Origin of the sequence: Synechococcus sp. UW140, from assembly GCF_900474295.1 — a bacterium.
GTDB lineage: Bacteria > Cyanobacteriota > Cyanobacteriia > PCC-6307 > Cyanobiaceae > Synechococcus_C.
On the sequence record NZ_UCOB01000003.1, the window covers coordinates 1 to 21,673 of the forward strand.

A 21,673-nucleotide genomic window follows, 5' to 3' on the forward strand; every position below is an offset into this window, starting at 1 on the left:
GGTCCTCGCAATCACGGCTGGCGAGGAAGCCACCTCCGTTCGGGCCGCGACCACCAATGGCGACTGAATCACAGCCGCCGGCATCGCCAAAGCTGTTGTAAGGATTGGCTTGTGCAGCAGGGCCTGCAACAGACATCAAGGTGGCACCAGCGGCGAGGGAGGCAGCGGCGGCGGCGATGGTTTTGATCGTGGTCATTGCTCTGATGGCGGTGATGCGTGGGGCGGGATCGCTCCCTCCGATGCATTCACCATCTCCGGAATCACCAGCTGGCCTGCTGATCTGACTCAAGGAGTGCTGTGAGCCTGCTCACAACAGCGCAGAAGCCTTTTGGAGACAGGGTTGAGTCATCGATCGCGTTTACCCACACGGCCAAGAGCGCTCGGTCAGACGCGCCACAACGTTCAGGCTCTCGAGAGCAATGCTGATGAGCAGCTGCTGAGCGTGTTCTTCGCAGCTGCCTGCCATTGGCACGCCATCTCCACAATCATGCGGTTCTGCTCAGAAGGCAATGCGCGATTCGACCGATGCCAAACACCCCCTAGCGGGTGGAAAGTAAGGCCATCGAGATCGGAGGTGCCCATGACGGCCGACACTCCACCAGCGCAGATCACAGAAGCAGACTGACTTTCTGGCCCCTGCTCCAACAGTCTCAACCATGACCAGGGTTGGTCCTTTGGTAGGCATGCATCGGTCCGCCACGCCAATCGACGCTCCACTTGCACCGCCCTAGGTGCCCTCGGAGTCAACGACCCAACACCTAGAGCCAATGGCCCCAGGGCGCCTTGAGCCAGACGCTTCCACCCTCTCTCTTCTGACGTGATGGGTTGAACCATGCACAAACGAGCGAGCTAGGCCGTCTCTCCATCGGGAGGGGCGGCCTTCCTCTTTGGAACCGAGTCAATCGGTCAGCCTCGGCTCGATTTTGAACCGAGATGCCCGGCCTCTCCGCCCATTGTTGACCGAGCTGACGTTGAGCATGCGTTGATCACAGATGCCCTCGACCTTTCTCTCGCTGCGAGAACTGATCCGTTTGATGTCTGGGATCGGACAATGAAAAACCCTGTCTGGAACAGGGTTTTAGGTCTCTGATTGGAACGGAGAGGGTGGGATTCGAACCCACGGATGCTTTCACATCGCTGGTTTTCAAGACCAGAGCCATCAACCACTCGACCACCTCTCCAGGTGGATCAGCCCGGCGTACCGGGACGATCCCATTTTAAGGCCTGAGGTCGACTCAGTTCGTCGGTTTTGCCAGCGGTAACAGGCATTTGTCGGAATCGCAGCCTGCAGGCCCTGCTTCGGTGAGCTCACCACTGTCGTAACGCTTGAGTGCGTCGAAGAAGTTGGTGTTGACTCGCCGCTTCACCACCTCTAACTGCATCTGCTCATAGGTCGCCGCATCAATCGGCTCAAATGGCAAACGTGGGAAGGTGGCGTTGGCATCGAAACGAGCTAGGAGGGCAGCGGAGATATAGCCTTCGCCACGCTCGATGGTTTGATGCAAGGCTTCAGCTAGTGGCTCGATCTCATGCTCACGAAACTCGATCGTGGCTGAGGTGTTATGCGCCGTGTAGTGGCTCTGAACCTGCATATAAAAGTCGAACTGTGCCATTGCTGAGAAGGCATTGATGTCGACCGCATCCGCTCCAGGCAGATTGGCCCAGCTCACCTCGGTTGGGATCTCAACCAACCATTCGGTGCAGCGTGAATCGAACGGATCATCGAGCAAACGGCCCTGGTCATCTTTGTCTGACTGAGATGGCACCACGGTGTAGCCGTAGTCCATGCAGGCCATGGCCACTGGATCGTTCTTGCGGAAGGTGATGCGACGGATGAAACGCTGAGCCTTGGGGGGGTGCCAGCCAGGAGCGGCACCTGTCAGCAGACTCTTGGTGCCGGCGGGTTGCACCGTGGTGCAACGGTTCGGCCGACGTAGCCCCTGACGGTCGCAGTAGTCCCACACCGTTTCATTGACGATGGTCTTCCAGCGGCTCAGGAAAGCGGCTTCTTGACGCTTGAATTCCTGTCCCTCTTCTGTGTCGGGGCGTCCGGCTTCCCACCAGTTGAGCCAGGGCGTCCCGAAGGCATGCACGAAGAAATCGAACAGCCCCGTGAAGCTCACCCCCACAATCGGATCCCAATCTCTGCTTTGGCGATAGCGTTCGACCTCGAACTTGTGGTTCAGCAGGCAGGCCACAGACAGAGCGCCTGCTCGGAAGGCATCCCGCTGGCCCTCTTCGTCGCTGGGGTCGATCTGGTTGAGGTGAATCTCAGCCAAATTGCAGTGGAAATCAGCTCCGAGGATTTCGCCACAGGGGTTGAGGCCGTAACGGCTTAAGCGGTGCTCAAGTTCTGCCGCCTCGATTGGGCCGTGGTTCAGGCTGAGCCAGCGAGCCGCTTCCTCGCGTCCCTGGTCGCAGTAGATATCGATGAACTCTTTGCGTAGTTCAGGTGTGGTGAGCAGGTCTGCATTGGAGCGGGCGATCGCTTCAGGGGCGAATTGGATTGCACCTTCACCGCTGTGGAACTGCTTGATCACTGCTTCGCGCAGCACGTCCTTACTGGGACGGGTGTGATAGACGCGTGTGTGGTTGGCCATCCGCAGGGCATCCCGTTCGGGATCAATGCGCCAGTTCCCTTCGTCATCCTGTTGCCAGAGATTGTCTTTGGCCGAGGAGGCTTCCTGGTCATTGGCTGCGAACTGGCGCATGCCTGCACTGCGCCGGATGTTGCCGGCCACGATGGTGACTGCGGCTTCATCAATCAGCAAGCAACATTCAATCGAGGTGAGCCTGCGGTTGATGGCTTTGCCCAGCAGCCGTGCAACCCGCGCGTAGAGATCTTTCAGCTTGACGGGATTGGCCATGCCGCCGAACCCCTTGAGGGTTTCTCCGACAGGGCGTACATCGGAGAGATCAACAGTGACTTGGACCAGTTCACCGTTGAAGCGTGCATCGCTTGAAAGCTCAAGCAGCAATTGATAGCTGTCGACCCAACCGCGACGCGTATCCCCGACTTTGATTGACACCTTGTTCCCCACGATCTCGTGGGTCGTGGTCTCCTGGCGTTGGCCAGCGGGGGTGATGCCGATATCGCTGACGCCCAGGACTTCAATCGGGTTGCGCACGATTGGCAGCCGATCGATCAGTCTCGGCTCAATGATGGCGCCGGTTCCACAGCCCATCATCGCCAGGTCCATCATCAGACCAAAGGCTTCCCAGTCGATCAGATTCGTGGATGTGCAGTTGTAGGCGCCTGAGAAATTTTCCTGCTGCTCGATCCAAGGGGTTCCACCGATCCAGAGCCAACGTCCCGAGGGCAAGGCCTTCTTTTCGGTCTGCATGCGCTGCATCAGCGCAATCTCGTCCTGATTGAGTTGTCCTAGCTGCCGCAGACCCTCGAGGTTGCGCTGACCGACTTGCTCCCAGCTTTCCCGTCCTGTGGTGGTTTTGCGGCTGTAGGTCCTGTAAAAGACCGGATTGGCGGCGGGGGCAGTGGCCGGGAAGTCACCGTTGGTGAGATGGAGCGTTTGTGCGTCCGTCGCACGGCTGGGTGTGAGGGTCACAGAGAGGACTCATTGTCAAGCGTCTCCGCACACTAACGCCACCCATGGGGGCTGCAAGTTATCAATGCCACCATTGGCAGTGGCTTGGTTCGGAAAGGTTGTTGCCTATAGCGGCTCCCGCCTCGTGGACGCTATTGGGCTTGATGGCCAGATTGCTGGATATGAGCCTCTTGATGATTGATGTGCCTGAATCGATCGCTGCGCTGCTTGCTTGCTCTGGCCCTGGGCCTACTCCTGGCATTCATCGGCATCGGTCCAGGTGATTCTGCGGAAACCCAGGGAGCGGGCCCAATTCTTCCCAAAGTTTCAGCGCCTATTCCAATAGAGGAGCAGTCGTTCTATCCCATCCTTGTGCGGGATGCCGATCAGTGGTCGGATGTGGTGCTGGGGCAGGTCGTGGGCGATAGCCCCCAGGCCACCCTGCTCAATTTTTATGCGGTGATGGCAGAGGTCGGTCGGCGTGCTGATCGACTTGGTCGTTTTAGTGAGCTGCAGGAAGCCCATAGTGCTGGCCTTGATCGCAAGGAACAGATTGAAGACACATCGCTGCTCTTCCATCTTGCGGTACGGGCTCTGGATGCGTCGGTGTTCCCGGAAAGTGTCCGACTCGATATGTCTGAAGAGGCGGCGATTCAGCTGAAACATGTGCTGGATTATGTATTTACTCACAGCCTGCACTCGCTTTCTGTTCCCGATGCGGTGGCCATGAAGGAACTGAACGCCAAACGCACCAACCCAAGCGACTCCTGGAGGATTCCTGGAACGGCAATCACTCTCACGACCAGCCTGAATGGAGACCCGACCAATCAGGAATACTTCTTCTCCGCGGAAACGGTGTCGCAGATTGGCGAAATGTACGGAGAGATTTCGCATTATCCAATAGTCGCTCAGCAGTTTGCGACACCAAGTTTTTACAAGGATTTTATTCATACCCCTGGTTATCTCGTTCCCCCTGATTGGTATCTGCGTCTCCCTCGCGCTTGGCGTCATGCTTTTGAAGTGCCAATTCTAGAGCAAACGCTTTTTCAGATTCTCTGTACGGTCGCGATCCTTTCAGCATATTTTGTGCTGACATTCCTTTTGGTCAGGCTCTTCTTGGCAACCTGGCGCGAAACTGCTGCCCAGAAGCGAAAGGCTGATGACCGAGCTCAGATTCGTCTTGTGTGGCAACGATTTGTCTTTATCTTGCCGCTAGCACCCCTAACTAAATTCGCGGAATATCTCATCGACGATGTTGTTAACTTTACCGGATTGCCGCTTGTGATCATTACTTATTCTGCCTATGTGATTCGGCATCTTTCGGCGGCCTTGTTGGTCTACCTCCTGCTTGAAGCTCTTGGGCGGTCTCTATCTCTCACTCGCAAGCGAGGCTCCCAATCGGCGTTGCGCCAGCAAAGAGTATCCAGTTTGCTCATCCCGATGAGCCGTGCAATCGGTGTGTTGCTGGCGGTGTTGATCCTCTATCAACTGCTTCTGCTGTTGGGGCTTCCCTCCAGCACTGTGCTTGCCTTTTCGGCCGTGCCAGGTCTGGCCATTGGCTTGGGAGCGTCGAAGCTGTTGGGCAATTTGTTTGCTGGTCTCTCGATCCAAACAGACCGCCCCCTGCGCGTGGGCGAGTTCTGTCGTGTTGGCGGCAATCTCGGTTACATCACCAAAATCGGTTTGCGATCACTCGAACTTCAGACGCTCGAAAGTCGGGTCACCATTCCAAATTCCGTTGCAGATGAAGCAACAATCATCAATTTCTCCAGCAGAGATCTTGAGCTTCAGCATCGCTCGATGCAGGGCTTGGATCTCAAGCTGCCTTTGTCTGATTCTTTCAACCCTTTTAAGCTTCGGCAGCTGCTTTCACAGGCACGCCGTGTGCTGAAAGAGCACTCTGATCTGCATGAGACGCTCGTCACGATTGAACCCCAGCCTGAAGATGATTCTTATTACCTGGTCGTCTTTGCTTTAGTTGAGATGCGAGGATGGCATTCGTATCTTTCGTTGCGCGAACAATTGCTTGTCCAGCTTGGGCAAGCAATTGCTCGCGCCAAGCGCTCGGAAATTTACCTCAGAATTGCCTACGGCACCAGTCCGGATCTGTTGCGAAAAATGCCTGAGTTGATGGAGGCAGCGGTTGCTTATGACCCTCAATTTCAATTTCTGTCATGTCGTCTAAAACGCATCGGAGACTTTAGTTATGACCACGTGATTCAGATTAGTTCGGAGCACAGCGCCCATGGTGAATTTATGGATGGCCTCAACGCTCTAAATCGTCGCATTATTGAAATCCTGGCTTCCAATGGCATCGAAATTCCTTTGCCCACTCAAACCTTGAAACTCACTCCTTCGGATGCAGCGAACTCCTGAGCCGGAATTGATGGAGGCCCCCCACCAGGTGGAGGCCTATGCCAGCGCTGACTTCAGTGCCAGTGATGCCGCTCTGCTTGAGCGTTTTGCAGGTCTTTGCAACCAACATGCATGCCACGCCGGTCGCGAGCAGGTGCTAATTGATCTTGGTTGCGGCCCTGGAAACATCAGCGAGCGTCTGGCCCAAGCATTCCCTGGTTCCACTGTCATTGGTGTGGATGCCTCCTCCCCGATGTTGGCCATGGCCCGCCAACGCCAGGCCTCGGCCATGCCACCCATGGGTCATGTGTCTTACCTGCAGGCGACGTTGGCCCAGCTCGTTTCGCCCACTACCGACTCGAAACCGTTGCCCCTCGGGGCCGCATCCGCCGTGGTGAGCAACAGCCTTCTCCATCATCTGCATCAACCTGCACAGTTGTGGCAAGCCACTCTGCGCTTGGCTGCGCCTGGTGCTTTGGTGTTACATCGTGACCTGCGCAGGCCGGATGATCCTGGGGCCGCCTTGGCCCTGCAGGACCTGCATCTGGGTGCAGCGCCTGAGGTGCTTCGCCGTGATTATTTAGCGTCTTTGCATGCGGCTTTCACCATGACAGAAGTTCGCCAGCAGCTCAACGACGCCGGCCTTCATTGTCTTGAGGTGGTTGAAGTGAACGACCGCTACCTCGACGTGATTGGTCGACTTCCCTAGCCCAAGAGGCCCGAACCGTTCTGGCAGGCTGTTGCCATCCTCTGAGCCACGCACCGGTGTCCGCCAACCTGAACAGCGCTTCAAAGGCAGATGGCACCTCTGTGGAGGAACTGGCTCAAGCCGTTGATCGGCGACGCAATTTCGCCATCATTTCTCATCCGGATGCCGGCAAAACAACATTGACCGAGAAACTGCTGCTCTACGGCGGCGCGATTCAACAGGCGGGTGCCGTTAAAGCACGCGGTGAGCAGCGCAAGGTGACGTCCGACTGGATGGAGCTCGAGAAGCAGCGCGGTATCTCGATTACGTCAACGGTGCTGCAGTTTGACTACGGCCCCAACACCATCAACCTTCTCGATACTCCTGGTCACCAGGATTTTTCCGAGGACACCTACCGCACCCTGGCTGCAGCCGATAACGCTGTGATGCTTGAGGACGCCGCCAAGGGGCTTGAGCCACAGACCCGCAAGCTGTTTGAGGTCTGCAGGATGAGGGAGATTCCGATCTTCACCTTCATCAACAAGATGGACCGGCCTGGGCGAGAGCCGCTGTCCTTGTTAGATGAGATTGAAGCCGAGCTCGGACTCACCCCCTGGGCTGTGAATTGGCCGATCGGCAGCGGCGAGCAGTTCCGTGGTGTGATCGACCGTCGCACCCGTCGGGTGATTCTGTTCAGTCGTGCTGAGCGCGGCCGTCAGTCGGAGGAGCAGGTGCTCGCCCTAGACGACCCAAAGCTCAAGGAGTTGGTGGAAGACGATCTGCTGGAGCAGGCGGTCGAGGAAATGGATCTGCTCGAGGCGGCTGGCGCAGAACTCGATCTTGAGATGGTGCATGCCGGCGAACTCACCCCGGTGTTCTTTGGGTCAGCCATGACCAACTTTGGTGTGCGGCCATTCCTCGATGCGTTTCTGGAGATGGCACAGCGTCCCATCGCCCGCAGTGGCAGTGAGGGCCCGATCGATCCTTTACGGCCTGATTTCAGTGGCTTCGTCTTCAAGCTTCAGGCCAACATGGATCCGCGCCATCGGGATCGTGTGGCGTTCGTGCGCGTCTGCAGTGGCCGCTTTGAAAAGGATATGAATGTCCGTCACGCCCGCACGGGCAAGACAATCCGCCTATCCCGCCCCCAGAAGCTCTTCGGTCAAGAGCGCGCCGTCGTTGAAGATGCCTATCCCGGGGATGTGATTGGACTGAACAACCCAGGCATGTTTGCGATTGGCGACACCCTCTACACCGGTACGAAAGTGGAGTTTGAAGGGATTCCCTGTTTCAGTCCTGAGATCTTTAGCTGGCTTCGTAACCCCAACCCTTCAGCCTTCAAGAATTTCCGGAAAGGGGTGAATGAGCTCCGAGAAGAGGGAGCTGTACAGATTTTGTACGACACCGATCAGAGCCGTCGTGATCCAATTTTGGCCGCTGTGGGTCAGTTGCAATTGGAGGTGGTGCAGCACCGTCTTGAAAATGAATACGGCGTGGAGACAAGGCTTGAGCCTCTTGGCTATCAAGTGGCTCGCTGGGTCAATGGTGGTTGGGCTGCCCTCGATAAAGTCGGGCGGATCTTCAACTGCAAGACGGTGCAAGACGCTTGGTCCCGACCGGTTCTGTTGTTCAAGAACACCTGGAACCTCAATCAATTGCAGGAAGAGCACGTTGATCTTGAGCTCAGTTCGGTGGCCCCAGTGGTGAGCGGTGTGGAGCCCATCTCTCTCTAGGCCCAGTGCTTGAAGGCTCACCTCACTCGCGCTCTTTGGATCGTTTCGCCAAACTCGTAGGACTGAATTTGAACCGCGATGGTCGACACCATCTGGTTGCACCGAGCCAGCGACGATGGAGGAATTGACTACGTCTGTTTTCGTTCCTGCCAAAACGATGTCGAGATTGTGGAGGGCTATCACCTTCCTCCCCAGATGCCTCTGATCAAAACTCGGTCGTCCCTTGGCTCTCTGCAGGCACGCGATCGGCGTGATCATTTCGAACATTGCCTCGGTTACCGTCACGGCCCACCGGTGTTTTGATTTGCCACTGTTTGATTGGACACGCTGGCTAAGCACGTCGCATCGGCGTCTGTGTCGATACGCTCTAGTTAGCGTTTAAAGGGCTTATGGCCTCCGGGGTTGATTCCGGCTCAGATTCCGGTTCCCAGGATCCCTACTCACGCCTTGGCATTACGCCTGACAGCGGTTTTGAGGCGGTACAGAAGGCCAAGGCATCGGCGCTAGAGGCTGCCGGGGAAGACCCTCAGGCCAGAGCCAAGGTAGAAGTTGCCTATGACGCTGTGCTGATGGCACGTTTACGCGAGCGTCAATCAGGTCGTGTGAGCATCGCTGCGGCTAGCGCCTCCGAGCGTGAACAGCAGGTGAACTCCCAGGCAACCCCCTCCAGCCCTGGTTCGGGAGTGCTAACCCGACTGCGTCAGTTCTCTCTTCCCACTCCATCCGGATCGGCAGGCAGCTGGATGCCGGAACTCTCCATGGTGGAGGGGCAGGGACTGGTTGTTCGAACCGTTGCCGGGGGGCTTGGGGTGCTGCTGCTGCTGGTTGCCTCCGGCACGGCTGAACTCGTGCTCTCTCTGTCCACCATCGGCTTGTTCCTGAGCCAGGTTCGACGGGGGCGTCGTCCACTCGCCTCTCTTGGCTGGAGTCTTCTGCTTCTGGCCGTGGGCTTGGGTTTAGGTGTTTTGATCCTCAGCTTGGTTGGTGCTGCGTCAGTTGGGCTGCCTTTGGCAGTGGATCAGCTGCAGGCTCTCCCGGCCGTGCTTGTGATGCTTGCAGGAGCCCTGTTGCTGGCTTGATCAACCGGCTTGACGAGCCTCGCTGATCAGCTGTTTGAGTCCGTTGGCATCGACGCGATACACCTCATTGCAGAAGTGGCAGATCAGTTCAGCCCCGCCATCCTCCTCAAGCATCGTGGTTAGTTCCTCGGGGCCCAGCAGCTGAAGGGCACCAAGACTGCGCTCATAGCTACAGGGGCAATGGAATCTGATCGCTTGGCTTGGTTCCCCCGCTGGGATCGGCTGGGGGTCAAGATCTGGGAAAACATCGTGCAGCAGTTCTTCGAGGTTGTTGTTGCAGGCAGAAAGCCGTCCGCTGAAGTTGGCGATCTCTCGGCAACGCTCCTCGAGTAACGCCACCAGTGCCGGTTCTTCCGCTGCCTTGGGAAGAACCTGCACCAACAAGGCTCCGCTGCATTGCAAACCGCTGCTGTTGATCTTCTCCCCGACAAACACGGCAGAGGGAGTTTGTTCCGAATGGAGCAGATAGGAGGCCACGTCCTCTCCGATCCCTCCCTTCACCAGTTCTACTGTGCTGCTGAAAGGCTCTCCCTTGCCTTCATCACGCACCACATGCAGATAGCCCGTGCCAGCGGCTTCTGCGAAATCAAAGCTGAAGTGGCCATCCGTATCGGGCACGGGATCCAGTTCGAGCGTGGGGTTGCCGACATGGCCGCGCACAGTGCCATTGCGACCGGCATCCACAATCAGGCCGCGCAAGGGGCCATCTGACCCAATGCGCAGATTGACGCGTCCATGGCTCACCTTCATCGAACTGGCGAGCAGCAGACCTGCACCCATGGCCCGTCCCAGCATCACGGTGGTGAGATAAGAAAGCCCATGCCGACGGCTTGCTTCCCTTGTGGTTTCGGTGGTTGACACGGCGACGAGTCGAATCCCCCCGCCCGCTGCGGTCGCCCGGACAAGGCGGTCACTCATGGCGATCACTCTGCTGCGGCCAATGGTGACAGAGCACGGAGCTGTCCTCCCTGCAGTTTCCACTGCTCGCACTCCCACCGATGGAACAGATCCGGTTCATGGGTGACCACGATCAAGACCTTGTCTTTGGCCAAGTGCTGCAGCAGTGCAAGCACGTCGTCGCGAACCGACCAATCCAAACCTGCAGTGGGTTCATCAAGGAGCAGCACATCAGGCTCCCTCAGCAGTTGAACCGCGAGGGCGAGGCGACGCTGTTGACCACCGCTGAGTCGTTCCGGTGCCTGCTTCAGATCCAGATCATTCAGCCCAACCCGGCGTAGACCTTGATGCAGTCGCTCTGTGCTCATGCGGCGGTGCCCGAGCTTGAGTTCTTGGCTCACGCTCAGACCCAGGAAATGGCGTTCTGGGAATTGGAACACCACACCACACAGCCAGCGACGTTGCCGGCGGTTCAGCTGTTGCCCTTGCCAGGTCACACTGCCCCGTTGTGCACCTGATAGACCGCTGATCACCTCGATCAAGCTTGTTTTGCCGCTGCCACTGGCTCCTGAGATCAGCGCTGGGCGTCCTGGAGACACCTTCAGATCGATCGCTTCCAACACCGACTGGGCTGCCGTGGCCGGTTGGTAGTGAAGGCTTTTCAGTTCAAGCATCGTTCCCCGCCTTGGCCGGTTGCGTGGATTCCGTGGCCACAGCTTGAAGGATCAGCGCCCCCCTGCAGCGATGATGAGGGAGTGATTGCTCGACCATGAACGTACGTTTTCGCGAGGTTGACCCGTTCAACTGCTGGCTGTGGCTTCGCTTCACCGAGATTCCCAGTCAGGGTGAGCGTAACTATGTCGATGGCGTCTTCGATAGTTGGTATGTGCTGGGTCGACTCGGGGGCTTCAATGCCGAAAACCTGCAGACCCAAGAAGAAGGTGATCAGCTCAGTTGGATGAGTTATGACAACGACGCGGCAGCGGCGGCGATGCCTGCCCTGATGCACAACATGGGGCAGCTGGAGTACCACCAGCAATGGGGACGTTGCTGGGTTGATCTCGGAACCACCGATGCCATCGCTCTTGATGTGCTGATCAATTCCTTGCGCCAGCTGGACAGTGATGTCGTGCAGTTGGAGGAATTGTTGGTGGGTGGTGAAAACGAGGATTGGCCAGTGGAAGAGCACCCTGACAGCGTCTTCCCTTCATCCAACTGAGCCGCATGGCGGAACTTCGTCGTCTGCTGATCAGGCCAGAGCGGCTGCAAGACAGCGGGTCTGGGATTCAGCTTCAGACGAAGGAAAGCCATTATCTGCGCCGAGTTCTGAGATTGAGGCCAGGCGATGCTCTGGCTGTGGTGGATGGACAGGGCCACCTTTGGACCGCCCGAGTAGTGGATGGTGAGCACCTAGAGCTGGGTCAGTCGCAGGCGCATCCCTGCCTGAGCGAGAGCTCTCCTTGCCCTCGTTTGGGTTTGGCTGTGGTGGGTGTGCGTCGTGGCATGGATGACCTGATGCGGATGGCGTGTGAGTTAGGCATCGATTGCATCCAACCGCTCAGGTCCCATTGGCGTACGCCCCAAGCTGAGGATCGTCCTGATCGTTGGCAGGTCATCCTCGAGGAGGCTGTTGAACAGAGCGAGCGTCTTTGGATGCCGCGGCTGCTGTCCACAAAGGCTGTGGCTGATTGGTGGGGTGAGCCGGATCCCGCTTGGGCCCGCTGTTACGCCACAACACGGAAGGCCTCGCTGCCCCGCCTGTCGACCTGGCTTGAGCAAAGGCTGATTACATCTGACAACCCTCGTCCAGCCGAGGTTTGGATCGCCATCGGACCTGAAGCGGGCTGGACCGAGGCTGAACAGCAGCAGGCCGGCGCATTGGGGTGGACTCCAGTGCAGATGGGTTGTTCGATCCTTCGAACTGCAACGGCGGCGGTGACGGCCACGGCTTTAATGACCAGCTGTCGGGCGACAGCCGTTGAGCTAGAGCGCAGTCAGTCACGCTCTGTGGAGAAGTAGTCGCACCTGGCTCTCTCTGGTCGGGATTGAACTCAGCGCAGTAGATCGCTGACTGCGACGCAGAAGGTCAGCACCTCGACCTTTCCTTCCTCCTTCAGGACGGCTAAGACAGGCACCTCGTCTGGCCAACAACCGCGAGCTTTGGAAACGAAATGAGCCAGGTCACCGGCACTGACGGTTCCGTGGCCTCGGCGCTGCACATCTTTTCTCCAGGCGTCGTAGAGACCCGCGAACTCACCAGCCTTCTCCAGGTTTGTGTCGCTCAGCATGGATTCGAGTGCTTTTGCGGGGCCCTCATTCAGGGTCAGATTGAGCCACTCCTGGATGAGGGGGTGGTCAACGTGCTCGCACACGGTGAGGTGATTGCCGATCGCACTGACAGGGATGACGACAGCCTCTCCGCACTCTTTGACAAGCACAACTGGTGAGCTGAAGCTCCAGACGTTTTCCTCCCCGATTCGCTGGGCGCATTGGCGCAGGCTGGTCTCGTGGAGCTCGACCAGCGCTTCAGACATCGACTCTGAGTGGCTTGGGTCCCCTGTCATGGGAACAGGTTAGGCATCCTCAGTGTCAGTTCAAACCAGGCCATCAGGTCTTAAGACGCCAGAGGATGTGATGGTGGCGTCTTGACTAATGCCCGGGGCACATAGCCCCTGATGGCTTGCCTCAGGTCGCTGTTCGCTTCGAAAGATCTGCTGCCAAAACCTGGCTGAAACCAGGTTGTCCACCTCCCTCGCAGTCCGACTGGCTCGCAGGATCTTGAGCTACAGAGTGGCAAAGGGAGAGTCTCTTGGTGTTGTCCGTGTCGCTCCTCCTGGCCTTGGTGGTGACAGCACCCCATCCAGGCAGTGTCGACTTCGTCCCCAATCGTTATGCCCTAACCCCTCCAGAACTCGAGCGGCAGGGACTGATTAGCCCAGCTGTGCGTGCGGTGCTGGAGCGTCATCAGGCAACGACCCCGCTTGAGCGTGTGGAGGTGCTTGATCAAGCCTGTAATCGCGGTGAGCTCTCCGCTAGCGAATGTCAGGCCATCGGGCGAGGTCGACGCAGGAGGCGGCGCGATGACTGACTGATTCGCCAAGCCCTTAACGGCGAAAACAGTAAAAACCGTTCCTTGTGGCCACTGAACGATTGAAGGCTCCTAACACAGGGATCGGTTGCCCCTCGGTGAAAGTCCTGAAGGGCCAGTAAGGCCTGGTGTCACAGATCAGCTTTTGGCAACTGCAGATGTACTTTTCTGCGCTGAGTCCTTTTTGATCCCATTCGGCAAAGATCTCGCTAATCGGGATGTTCTGATGCTCGAAGCGTTTTGTCGCTGGTTCCTGTCCGTAGGCAGAGACAGCGGTGAGCAGTGCAAAAGCCAACCCAACTGGTAGGTACAACGTCCGCATTTTCATTCCGACGCAAGTCACTGATCTCATAGTGCGCAGAGGTCTGGATGGGGGCCAGGGTTCAAACAAGGATGAGATCTTCTGGCGTTATGGCTGAGCTCTGGTTCTGGACAGGCTTGGTTGAGCTGGCTCAGAGGATGACCTTTCCGCAGAAACCTGATGGGCGGATCGAGTGCTGATCGGCGCCAGCGTCTTGCGGAATCGTGGCTAAGCAGGCTTGGGCCGGGCTGGAGCTGTTCAGGAGGATCGTATGCATCGCTAAGGCTGAACCCAGCATCAGCACAGAACCTCCTGCGACCCCCGCTGTGAAGGCGAGCAGCGATTTGATGGTGACTTGAACTTGCATTGGTCGTCTTTGTCGATGCCATCAACATCGACTGGGCTTTGGTGAAAGCCCGTGATCCTTTCTGTGCAAGTGCAGGAGGATGTCTGGTGAAAACCTGGTGAACGAGGCCCGACGGACGATCAGCTTGGGGTCGATGGGCGCAGCGCACTTAAGTCGGGTCGGTGCAGCCCCGCTGTTTGCCTGTCTGTGTCTTGTCTTTTGGATGCTGTTGAACCGGTCTCACAAACAGATTGGAGACCCGCTTGGCTGGTATGGGCTCAGAGGTTGAGCATGGCCTTGCTGCACGGAAGCAGCGTTAGAGACTGTTCTCACGACCTGTGTTCGGGCCTTTGAACAGATCGTTGGCCATCGAACGGAAGCCCTTAAGGCTGGCCCCAGGACGACGACGTTGTTGCCGCAGGGCATTCCCCGGTTGAAGGGCTTCGGGCGCAAAGGTGCTCAGGGTCGCCACGGGACGCTCAGCTTCGGCCGCTGCGAGTTCAGCGGCAATCGCCTCGGCGGTTGTGAGGGAGGGATCGCTGGCTGTTTTGGTCTTGTCAGCGGGGCTGGAAGCAGGCTTCGCTGACCCTGCTTTCTGCTTCGGATTGCTCGCTTTGGCCGCGGCAGACTCCTTAACAGGTTCAGCTTCCCTGACAGGCGCAACGGTCACTGAAGCAGTGCTCGAGGTCTTGGCACCATCCTCGAGTTCGAGGAAAAAGCCTTTCTTTTTGAACACCATGTCGTGATCTCGACAGTGACCTTGGCTGATTATCCGTTGCTTCAGCCCCTTCACGGTTGATGCTTAGGGCAGTGCAACACAGGCTGATGGCATTTCCGACTCAGGATCTCACCATCTGGGGGATCGCTTTCGCCCTCAACGGCGTGTTGATCGCCCTCGCTCAACGATTGCCTTTGCTGACCAGAGCTGGCTGGGTGCATGCAGGGATTCTTGGCACGATTCTCTGGGGTTGCCTTGGTTGGCGTGGCTGGCTGGCCGTGGTGATGTACCTGGTGTTGGGCTCCCTTGTCACCAGAGTTGGCCTTAAACGCAAGCAGGAAAAGGGACTGGCGGAGGCCCGTGGAGGACGTCGCAGCCCGGCCAATGTGTGGGGATCAGCTGCGGTTGGTGCCCTAATTGCTCTGTTGATCGGTGCGGGACTCGAGCCGGTTGGCCTCCTGCTGGTGGGATTCGCTGCCAGTTTTGCCGCCAAGTTGGCTGACACCTTTGGCAGTGAAATTGGCAAGCGCTGGGGACGCACCACCGTTCTGATTACGACGCTCCGACGCGTCCCTGCTGGCACTGAAGGGGCCGTGAGCCTTGAAGGAACCCTTGCGAGTGCTGCCGGCAGTGCACTGATGACGTTGGTGACCGTGGCGTTGCAGTTGGTGCCTGCTGGGCCTGAAGCCTTACTCGTCGCCAGTGTTGGCTTGGTGGCCACCCTGATTGAAAGCGTTGTTGGGGCTTTGGTGCAGGAGCGCATCTCCTGGCTCAGTAATGAACTTGTGAATGGGCTGCAGACAGCGATCGCGGCGATGCTGGCGATCGCTGCCGCGAACCTGCTTCAGTGCATTGGCTGAACCCACACCCCGTGTCTGCCTGCCGCCATCTCTTGCAACAGTTGCAGGGATTGCCTGAGCACCGTTGTTACCTCGAGGTGACTTAGGCCCTTCTGGCTCCCAATCTGGCGAACGGTCTCTCCAAGGACGTAATGGCGAATGAGTAGCTGACGGGCATGGTCAGGCAATTGGCGCATCGCTTGATGCAACCATTCCAGTTGGTGATCGGTCTTGGTGTCTGTGCGCGAGTCCGCGAGTTGTTCAATGAACGCCGTAGCTGCTGCACCTGTGGATGCTGCGGTGCTGGTTCCCGGTTGGTGAAGGCTGACCAGATGGCGATGCTGATGGGCCTCGAGCGCCTGCAGCCAGCGGTCCACTGAGACATCAAGAGCGTCCGCGAGCTGTCTGCTCAAAAAAGGAGGCAAGCCTTGTTGAAGCCGTTATTGCTGGAGTTTCATCCCCTTTGCATGCAGGTTCAGCAGCCGCCAAGGAAGTGTCTAGTCCCTGTTACAACAACGGATTTAGGACACCATTGTATCGTCATACCAATGAGATACCAGCTATGCCAAAGGTCACTCAAAAGCACGATGTGCTGAACGGCGCTGGCTCGCTTGTTCAATATGGGTCTGGCACCAGCAGTGGTAAATGGTTCTTCCGTCAGTGGATAAAGAGTGAGAAGCGATACATCCAACGGCAGATACCTGGCGCAAAAACTCTTGATGAAGCAATGTCAGGTGTTTTGGACGTAGCGTTTGAGGTCAAGAACGAGATTGAGCAACCCAACCTTCAGGCGGGTAGCAGCAGTAGGCGAGCTCGGACAAAGAACAAAGACAAGGTGAAGCGTGAAGCTATAGACACAGCGATTGGAAATTTCCTTGCCGTTCAACTAGATAGGGCGGAAGCAGGCTTGATTGAGTTTGAGACAGTGAGAAACCGCTCCAACCTGTTCACTAATTACGTATTGCCTTATCTCAACGGTAAAGGTATTTATTGCACTGATTCCATTGATCTCACGACCTTTGATGATTACTTGGTTTATCGTGCTGAGACCACACCATTGCAAAGACAGCAGGAGGTAAAGCTAATCAAGTATTGGTGTCGATCATACCTTGTGAAGAGAGGACTGATTAATCCAATCCTATTGTTTGATAAGAGCTTCTTGCCAAAGCAAAAGGTGACTGAGAGCGATAGGTTAAAGAATCCTGCGATACCGGCTGAAGATTGGAAGATGATAGTTGATTATGTCAGGGATGAGTGGAGGCATAAGGTAAAGGATAATTTCAACCAGCGTTATTGGTATTGGCGCAATCTGTTCTGGCATTACCTGTTGTTCTCAATCAATACTGGTATGTCGCCTGAAGAGGTCGTAAGGATGAAATGGAAACAAATAGAATTGGTTGATGAAGGAAGGATAGATAGCAAGGGAGATCGTCAGGTATGGGAGGTAGCTTATGTATCAACCATTAGGTCAAAGACTAAGGCACCAAGAGAGATACCGTGTAATCAGGCAAGGGAGCTGAGACGGTGGAAAGATTTCGTTGCTGACTATTGCATCTCTCATAAACTACCTTTGCCTACAAAGGATACGCCTGTATTTGGTAATCCATTCCCTAGGTCAGGTAGTCCTGAAGGGTGGAGGCCTTATCACCGCACTTCATTCAGTGGAACTTGGAGAGAGATCCGTGCTTCATTGAAGGATAAATTGAACGGCCATAGGTACAGCCCACACCCTTTTACCTTGTATTCATTGAGGTCTTCCTTCATTGAGAACCATTTGCTTAAGGGAACCCCAGTGATTGAGGTCGCAAGGATGGCAGGCCATAATATTCAAGAGACGCAGCGTAGTTATGAACGTCTTGACTTGAGAAGGAGGGGTATGGAAATTACTGCGCCAAAGTTTGGTAGCAGCAGAACAAATAAAAAGACATCAGAGCAGCTTTTCTGAAAATGATGACTAGAGAGACCCCAGAAATTAATGATTTCATAGCCATCTCAACGATGAGAAATAGGCAATTACCTGACTGGAGTAGAGCGCGACATCTCGAGATTGATACTGAAGTCTTCCTTGCTGATGATGATGCTGAACCAAAAGAAAAGGTAGGTCTGATGAAGCTGTGGAAGATTCCAGGAGTTTGGGACGACGATGTAATTGATGTGTTGGACGAGTTAAGTTCCGACAATCTCGAAGTGGGTGAGGCCATTGCCAAAGTGTGTGATATGTATAGTCCATTATGGGATGAAGAAGTCTTCAACAATCAAGCTTCAGGTAACTATCTCGTTGAATGGTTTGAAGTCTTGCAAGAGTTCAGAGGTAAACGATTGGGTCATGCAATCTTTCATGCCGCTCTTCAGGCGTCAGGAGCAGAAGGACATCCCGTGTTTCTGTTTCCATCACTAGACGATGAACGCCACGCTGGTCGAGACTATCTTAGAAAATTTTATGAGGATGCTGATGAAAAGTCTTATCTAGTTGAAGGCACTAACATCCACTGCTTCTCATCTTATAATGGCGAGGGAAGTGTTATGAAAAAACGCAAGGATCTCGGTAAGTAAAAGATAGCATTGTGATGCATCCTTTATTCAGTTATCAAGAGTCTAGTCAAAGGCATGCCAAGATCAACATTGACAGATAGCGGCATATTTTGAAGCCTTTACTAGCAGCAACTAGAAGACACCAGAGCACCAATTAGGGAAGGCGAGGTAGCCACACCCAACCCAATCCTTCCCCCACCGCCCTCACAGAGTCATACACCGACTCCTCAGAGGCCGCGGCAACCTACACATAAACCACATTCACAATCACTAAAGATGGATACAACTGATCGTGACTATCAAATCAAGCGTGCAGCACTAGGAGAGAATGCGACTAAGGAAGATATGGATGCTGTCGTTGCTTACGGGTTAGAACAACACCAAAAGAACTTTCCACATCTATACCAAAGCAATAAGTCGAAACTTAAACCACCAGCGAAACCACAAGAGAACAGAAATCACACTATCGAAGCATTCATGAAGTGGATGTAGCCTGCTTGATCTGGAGATCATCAGCTTCAAGAATTGGCGACTAAACGACTGAATAGTTCCTGTTAGATACCCCTAATGTCAAGCCACTAGATCCAGACAAGCAAAGGATACAAAAACTTCTAGGAATTTCCAAGTTCTACAAGTCAAGTCCATTAGCCATTGTGTTCAAAGTCAGGCAAAAGCCATTAAGTAATACATCAAAACTGATATCATGGTTGCCAGCATTTAAGCTCTAGTAAATAAACAACTTAGATGAATTTTGCCAAGCGCTTATTCCTTGGACTGGCTTCGTGCACAGCCTTGTCGATAATCTCTACGCCTGGCTCTGCTCAGGAGTGGACTGATATCTTGTATTGGATTAACGATGGCGATGGAGAAGATCAATCTTGGGTTTTTTATGATTTCAATGAGAATACTGGAAAAAAGAAATTATTCTCTAGGAAAAAGTTCGGAAAATCAAACAGTCTGTATAAAGGTTATTCGTTTTTCAATGAGCAGAATGGAAATCTAAGCGTTACAAGAGAGGACGGCAGGATTTTTGAATTCAATAGAGAATCCTCAAAATGGGTTAGGAAGGGGAGAAACAGTAAAGTAGATCAATTTTACAAGGGTGGGTCCGCTATAACGTTTCTGCCAATTCCTGGCATTCGAAGCAATTTGGATGGCACAGTTGATGTTGGCATTGGCCAACGTACAATCACATTGGATGGTGAAGGTGTTAGTTCAAAGGGTACAAACTTGATATCTAACAAAAATGACGTGATTCACATTGGCGAAAACTCACTCATCACCCACGAAGAAGATGGCATCCAAAAACTATATGCACAAGATGCAGAAGGTAATCCAATCCCAATCAACATCACTGAAGGAACTGACCTACAAATCAATGGGGTTAGCGTTCAGAGTCAAATCGAAACCAATCAACAAGACATCAAGACAAATGCAGCAGAAATCCGCTCGAACCGCCGTGCCATCAACGCGATCGAAGACAATGTGAATGATCTTGGCTTTGGTGTCGCTGGTGCAACAGCACTCTCCACTGCAATGACAGCACTTCCAACGGTTGCAGAAGACTCACCATTATCTTGTGGTGTTGGAACTGGTGGATATAGCAGTCGTTATGCAATGAGTGTTGGTTGTGCTGTGAAGGCAACTGAACGACTTTCTTTTAATGCTGGTGGTTCTTATGTCTTTGGTGGTGCTGCTGACTATGGGAATGGCTCTCTTTCCAATGTTGCTGGCAGAGCAGGTTTTGTGTTCAAGTTAGGTGAGGTTAAGTCCTCGTCAAAGGGTGATCTTCAAGCACGTGTTACTGACCTAGAGAAGGCTAATCAAACAATTTTGGAAGCCAACCAGACGATCCTGGAAGAGAATGCCTCTATCAAATCCATCAATAACGATTTGATGGCTCGCCTTGAACGTCTTGAAGCAATTGCTTCTTCATCACATACAGATAGAGACTTGGCTTCTAGGTAGTCATTCTATTGTAGATATAAAATACCGAGGAGAGCTTGATGCTGAGGTTTTGTAAAAGTCGGAACAATATCGAGAGAATTTCTCACATCTATACCAAACCAATAAATCAAAGCTAAAACCGTCAGCGAATCCACCCGAGACTAAGAATCATATTGTGGAATCAATTATGAAGTGGATGTAGCTATCTACTGTGCTGGCTGCTTGTCTCTAGAGGTCTCGACGGATTTAATCAACCCAATAGTAACTAGAACGAAGTTCTTAGCTGCCATTAATGCTATGTAACCGATCTTGGCGGCGATATTAAGAAGCAAGCGCAATGTTTGGAGTAATGCTTTCATGGTTTAGATCACTTTTGTTAATTCAACAGTATCCTGGACTGTCCTCAAGTCAAGAACAAATCCATGCAATCTCAATCCTTTGGGATCTTCGCATTGAAGGCTTGAGAGGTTTCCGGGATTCGTCTGCCGTGGCCAATTCTCACGGAGGTAGCTTGATGAATACCAATAAGCTCGGTGATTTGCCAGAAGACTCTTCTGTATGTCGATGTTGGATGCTCTCCAGAAGACCCTCAAGGCTCCGCAAATCACCTCGTTTTAGGCATGAATAAAGACCAAAGACAAGCTGCTAGGTCAAACTCTAGAAACTCAGTCCCCACCTGGGTTTAGCGCTAACAGGCACCTTATACAGGGAGGAGAGAGGGTGGACTCGATTCCTTGGACTAGGGGAAGACACAAATCTTCCCCTTTTACTAATGTCCCCGGGAATGGACATTCCGTAAAGACCACCAAAACCAACCCGACATAAATGAACTAACTCCTGATGATTTTGGACTTACTGTATTACCATTAATGTAATTACTGTAGTCACTTATCATCCTTTGATTACCTCCACCAACTACATGCATAAACTTACTTACTTACATAGTACAGAACAAGGTGATGATCTCATTGCTTACATGGCACGAGTCTCTAATCCATCTAATCAAAACAACACTGAAACCAGTGCTCGTCTGATTAAATATATTGCTAGACATAAATATTTGTTTGTAGCTCTATGAGGGAGGCTGCTCGTGAAAATGATCTTTGACTTGCCTCATTGCTTTCAGTCTAATTGCTATAGTCGATTATCATCTATTGATTGCCTTCGTTCATTAAATGAATAACAACTTCGAATCATTAGGTAGATGAATTGTTTACTTCATAGTGTCTTTGTTTACTTCTTGGCTACACTACAAGTAGACAAGTATTTACTGTGCAGCTAATCCCACTTGCCTTCCTTGCTGTATCGGGGATTTACAGCCTTTTAATGTGTATGTATTGGCTTCTAGTCACTCATTCTCCGTTACATATGGAGTTGGTACGTTTCGAGAGCTTGTTCACTGGTTTGATTTATGGCGTGTTGCAATTCACATTGCTGTTTCTTGCTCTTCTGATCTCATTGGTGGTTTTGTTTACTAAAAAATATTCAAACAAATCAGTGTCTCTAGGTATAACGTTTGTATTGGCTATATTCAATGTCACGTTCTTTATTTGGGTGATAGACCACGTTCTTCTTCTGCTTTGAAGTTATTGTAGTCCAATTATT

18 protein-coding genes, 1 tRNA gene and 1 pseudogene are annotated in these 21,673 nt (G+C 53.8%); 12 read left to right on the forward strand and 8 right to left on the reverse strand.

Annotation, left to right across the window (positions count from 1 at the left end):
* From DXY10_RS00100 to nrdJ, 3 genes and pseudogenes are all read right to left on the reverse strand, one after another.
* Positions 1–289 (reverse strand): annotated as a pseudogene (locus DXY10_RS00100) (hypothetical protein); the annotation flags it as partial.
* Positions 290–1,096: 807 nt separating this feature from the next.
* Positions 1,097–1,181, reverse strand: a tRNA-Ser gene (locus DXY10_RS00110).
* A 54-nt stretch (positions 1,182–1,235) separates the two neighbouring features.
* A complete protein-coding gene (gene nrdJ, locus DXY10_RS00115; RefSeq protein WP_115014611.1) occupies positions 1,236–3,566 on the reverse strand; it encodes a ribonucleoside-triphosphate reductase, adenosylcobalamin-dependent in 2,331 nt (776 codons plus the stop codon).
* 378 nt (positions 3,567–3,944) lie between these two features.
* On the opposite strand from nrdJ, the gene DXY10_RS00120 reads away from it, so the two are divergent.
* The 5 genes from DXY10_RS00120 (at position 3,945) to DXY10_RS00140 (ending at position 9,400) form a co-directional block, all read left to right on the forward strand.
* A complete protein-coding gene (locus DXY10_RS00120) occupies positions 3,945–5,921 on the forward strand; it encodes a mechanosensitive ion channel domain-containing protein (RefSeq protein WP_244281843.1) in 1,977 nt (658 codons plus the stop codon).
* A 10-nt stretch (positions 5,922–5,931) separates the two neighbouring features.
* Positions 5,932–6,609, forward strand: a complete 678-nt coding sequence (locus DXY10_RS00125; RefSeq protein WP_244281844.1) for a trans-aconitate 2-methyltransferase — start codon at positions 5,932–5,934, stop codon at positions 6,607–6,609.
* Positions 6,610–6,665: 56 nt separating this feature from the next.
* A complete protein-coding gene (locus DXY10_RS00130) occupies positions 6,666–8,321 on the forward strand; it encodes a peptide chain release factor 3 (protein WP_244281845.1) in 1,656 nt (551 codons plus the stop codon).
* Between the two features lie 78 nt (positions 8,322–8,399).
* Positions 8,400–8,624, forward strand: a complete 225-nt coding sequence (locus DXY10_RS00135; RefSeq protein WP_115014619.1) for a hypothetical protein — start codon at positions 8,400–8,402, stop codon at positions 8,622–8,624.
* 86 nt (positions 8,625–8,710) lie between these two features.
* On the forward strand, positions 8,711–9,400 hold the full coding sequence (locus tag DXY10_RS00140; RefSeq protein WP_115014622.1) for a CPP1-like family protein: 690 nt from the start codon (positions 8,711–8,713) through the stop codon (positions 9,398–9,400).
* Here the strand turns inward: DXY10_RS00140 and hslO are convergent, their stop codons facing one another.
* Together hslO and DXY10_RS00150 are read right to left on the reverse strand one after the other, a co-directional pair.
* Positions 9,401–10,318 (reverse strand): Hsp33 family molecular chaperone HslO, encoded by a 918-nt coding sequence (gene hslO / locus DXY10_RS00145; RefSeq protein ID WP_115014625.1) that lies wholly within the window; start codon positions 10,316–10,318, stop codon positions 9,401–9,403.
* Between the two features lie 5 nt (positions 10,319–10,323).
* Positions 10,324–10,971: an ABC transporter ATP-binding protein gene (locus DXY10_RS00150; RefSeq protein ID WP_115014628.1), complete on the reverse strand. Its 648-nt coding sequence runs from the start codon at positions 10,969–10,971 to the stop codon at positions 10,324–10,326.
* 95 nt (positions 10,972–11,066) lie between these two features.
* On the opposite strand from DXY10_RS00150, the gene DXY10_RS00155 reads away from it, so the two are divergent.
* Both DXY10_RS00155 and DXY10_RS00160 read left to right on the forward strand, forming a co-directional pair.
* On the forward strand, positions 11,067–11,516 hold the full coding sequence (locus tag DXY10_RS00155; protein WP_115014631.1) for a DUF3531 family protein: 450 nt from the start codon (positions 11,067–11,069) through the stop codon (positions 11,514–11,516).
* A gap of 5 nt (positions 11,517–11,521) precedes the next feature.
* The gene (locus DXY10_RS00160) at positions 11,522–12,316 is read left to right on the forward strand and encodes a 16S rRNA (uracil(1498)-N(3))-methyltransferase (protein WP_115014634.1); all 795 of its coding nucleotides are present in this window, start codon (positions 11,522–11,524) and stop codon (positions 12,314–12,316) included.
* 32 nt (positions 12,317–12,348) lie between these two features.
* Here the strand turns inward: DXY10_RS00160 and DXY10_RS00165 are convergent, their stop codons facing one another.
* The gene (locus DXY10_RS00165; protein ID WP_115014637.1) at positions 12,349–12,831 is read right to left on the reverse strand and encodes a hypothetical protein; all 483 of its coding nucleotides are present in this window, start codon (positions 12,829–12,831) and stop codon (positions 12,349–12,351) included.
* Positions 12,832–13,118: 287 nt separating this feature from the next.
* Here DXY10_RS00165 and DXY10_RS00170 point away from each other — a divergent pair, with 287 nt between their 5' ends.
* A complete protein-coding gene (locus DXY10_RS00170) occupies positions 13,119–13,385 on the forward strand; it encodes a hypothetical protein (RefSeq protein WP_136988950.1) in 267 nt (88 codons plus the stop codon).
* A gap of 963 nt (positions 13,386–14,348) precedes the next feature.
* Here the strand turns inward: DXY10_RS00170 and DXY10_RS00185 are convergent.
* Positions 14,349–14,771, reverse strand: coding sequence for a hypothetical protein (locus DXY10_RS00185; protein ID WP_115014647.1), 423 nt, complete (start codon positions 14,769–14,771; stop codon positions 14,349–14,351).
* Between the two features lie 86 nt (positions 14,772–14,857).
* Here DXY10_RS00185 and DXY10_RS00190 point away from each other — a divergent pair, with 86 nt between their 5' ends.
* The gene (locus DXY10_RS00190) at positions 14,858–15,610 is read left to right on the forward strand and encodes a DUF92 domain-containing protein (RefSeq protein WP_244281846.1); all 753 of its coding nucleotides are present in this window, start codon (positions 14,858–14,860) and stop codon (positions 15,608–15,610) included.
* Here DXY10_RS00190 and DXY10_RS00195 read toward each other — a convergent pair.
* On the reverse strand, positions 15,595–16,002 hold the full coding sequence (locus tag DXY10_RS00195; protein ID WP_115014653.1) for a hypothetical protein: 408 nt from the start codon (positions 16,000–16,002) through the stop codon (positions 15,595–15,597). The genes DXY10_RS00190 and DXY10_RS00195 overlap by 16 nt on opposite strands.
* A 149-nt stretch (positions 16,003–16,151) precedes the next feature.
* On the opposite strand from DXY10_RS00195, the gene DXY10_RS00200 reads away from it, so the two are divergent.
* The 3 genes from DXY10_RS00200 to DXY10_RS00215 all read left to right on the forward strand — a co-directional run bounded on the left by DXY10_RS00200 (position 16,152) and on the right by DXY10_RS00215 (position 20,089).
* Positions 16,152–17,534 (forward strand): hypothetical protein, encoded by a 1,383-nt coding sequence (locus tag DXY10_RS00200; protein ID WP_115014655.1) that lies wholly within the window; start codon positions 16,152–16,154, stop codon positions 17,532–17,534.
* Positions 17,535–17,536: 2 nt separating this feature from the next.
* On the forward strand, positions 17,537–18,142 hold the full coding sequence (locus DXY10_RS00205) for a hypothetical protein (RefSeq protein WP_115014658.1): 606 nt from the start codon (positions 17,537–17,539) through the stop codon (positions 18,140–18,142).
* A 723-nt stretch (positions 18,143–18,865) separates the two neighbouring features.
* Positions 18,866–20,089 carry a YadA C-terminal domain-containing protein gene (locus DXY10_RS00215; RefSeq protein ID WP_115014663.1) on the forward strand — a complete coding sequence of 408 codons (1,224 nt, stop codon included), beginning with the start codon at positions 18,866–18,868 and terminating at the stop codon, positions 20,087–20,089.
* Positions 20,090–21,673: the final 1,584 nt, after the last annotated feature.

Bases quoted from the DNA above. Each gene is read 5' to 3' on its own strand.
- DXY10_RS00155 (WP_115014631.1), top strand. From the start codon at position 11,067: ATGAACGTACGTTTTCGCGAGGTTGACCCGTTCAACTGCTGGCTGTGG.
- DXY10_RS00190 (WP_244281846.1), top strand. From the start codon at position 14,858: ATGGCATTTCCGACTCAGGATCTCACCATCTGGGGGATCGCTTTCGCC.
- DXY10_RS00125 (WP_244281844.1), top strand. From the start codon at position 5,932: ATGGAGGCCCCCCACCAGGTGGAGGCCTATGCCAGCGCTGACTTCAGT.
- DXY10_RS00205 (WP_115014658.1), top strand. From the start codon at position 17,537: ATGATGACTAGAGAGACCCCAGAAATTAATGATTTCATAGCCATCTCA.
- DXY10_RS00185 (WP_115014647.1), bottom strand. From the start codon at position 14,771: ATGGTGTTCAAAAAGAAAGGCTTTTTCCTCGAACTCGAGGATGGTGCC.
- DXY10_RS00150 (WP_115014628.1), bottom strand. From the start codon at position 10,971: ATGCTTGAACTGAAAAGCCTTCACTACCAACCGGCCACGGCAGCCCAG.
- DXY10_RS00215 (WP_115014663.1), top strand. From the start codon at position 18,866: ATGAATTTTGCCAAGCGCTTATTCCTTGGACTGGCTTCGTGCACAGCC.
- hslO (WP_115014625.1), bottom strand. From the start codon at position 10,318: ATGAGTGACCGCCTTGTCCGGGCGACCGCAGCGGGCGGGGGGATTCGA.
- DXY10_RS00140 (WP_115014622.1), top strand. From the start codon at position 8,711: ATGGCCTCCGGGGTTGATTCCGGCTCAGATTCCGGTTCCCAGGATCCC.
- DXY10_RS00160 (WP_115014634.1), top strand. From the start codon at position 11,522: ATGGCGGAACTTCGTCGTCTGCTGATCAGGCCAGAGCGGCTGCAAGAC.
- DXY10_RS00165 (WP_115014637.1), bottom strand. From the start codon at position 12,831: ATGTCTGAAGCGCTGGTCGAGCTCCACGAGACCAGCCTGCGCCAATGC.
- DXY10_RS00135 (WP_115014619.1), top strand. From the start codon at position 8,400: ATGGTCGACACCATCTGGTTGCACCGAGCCAGCGACGATGGAGGAATT.
- DXY10_RS00200 (WP_115014655.1), top strand. From the start codon at position 16,152: ATGCCAAAGGTCACTCAAAAGCACGATGTGCTGAACGGCGCTGGCTCG.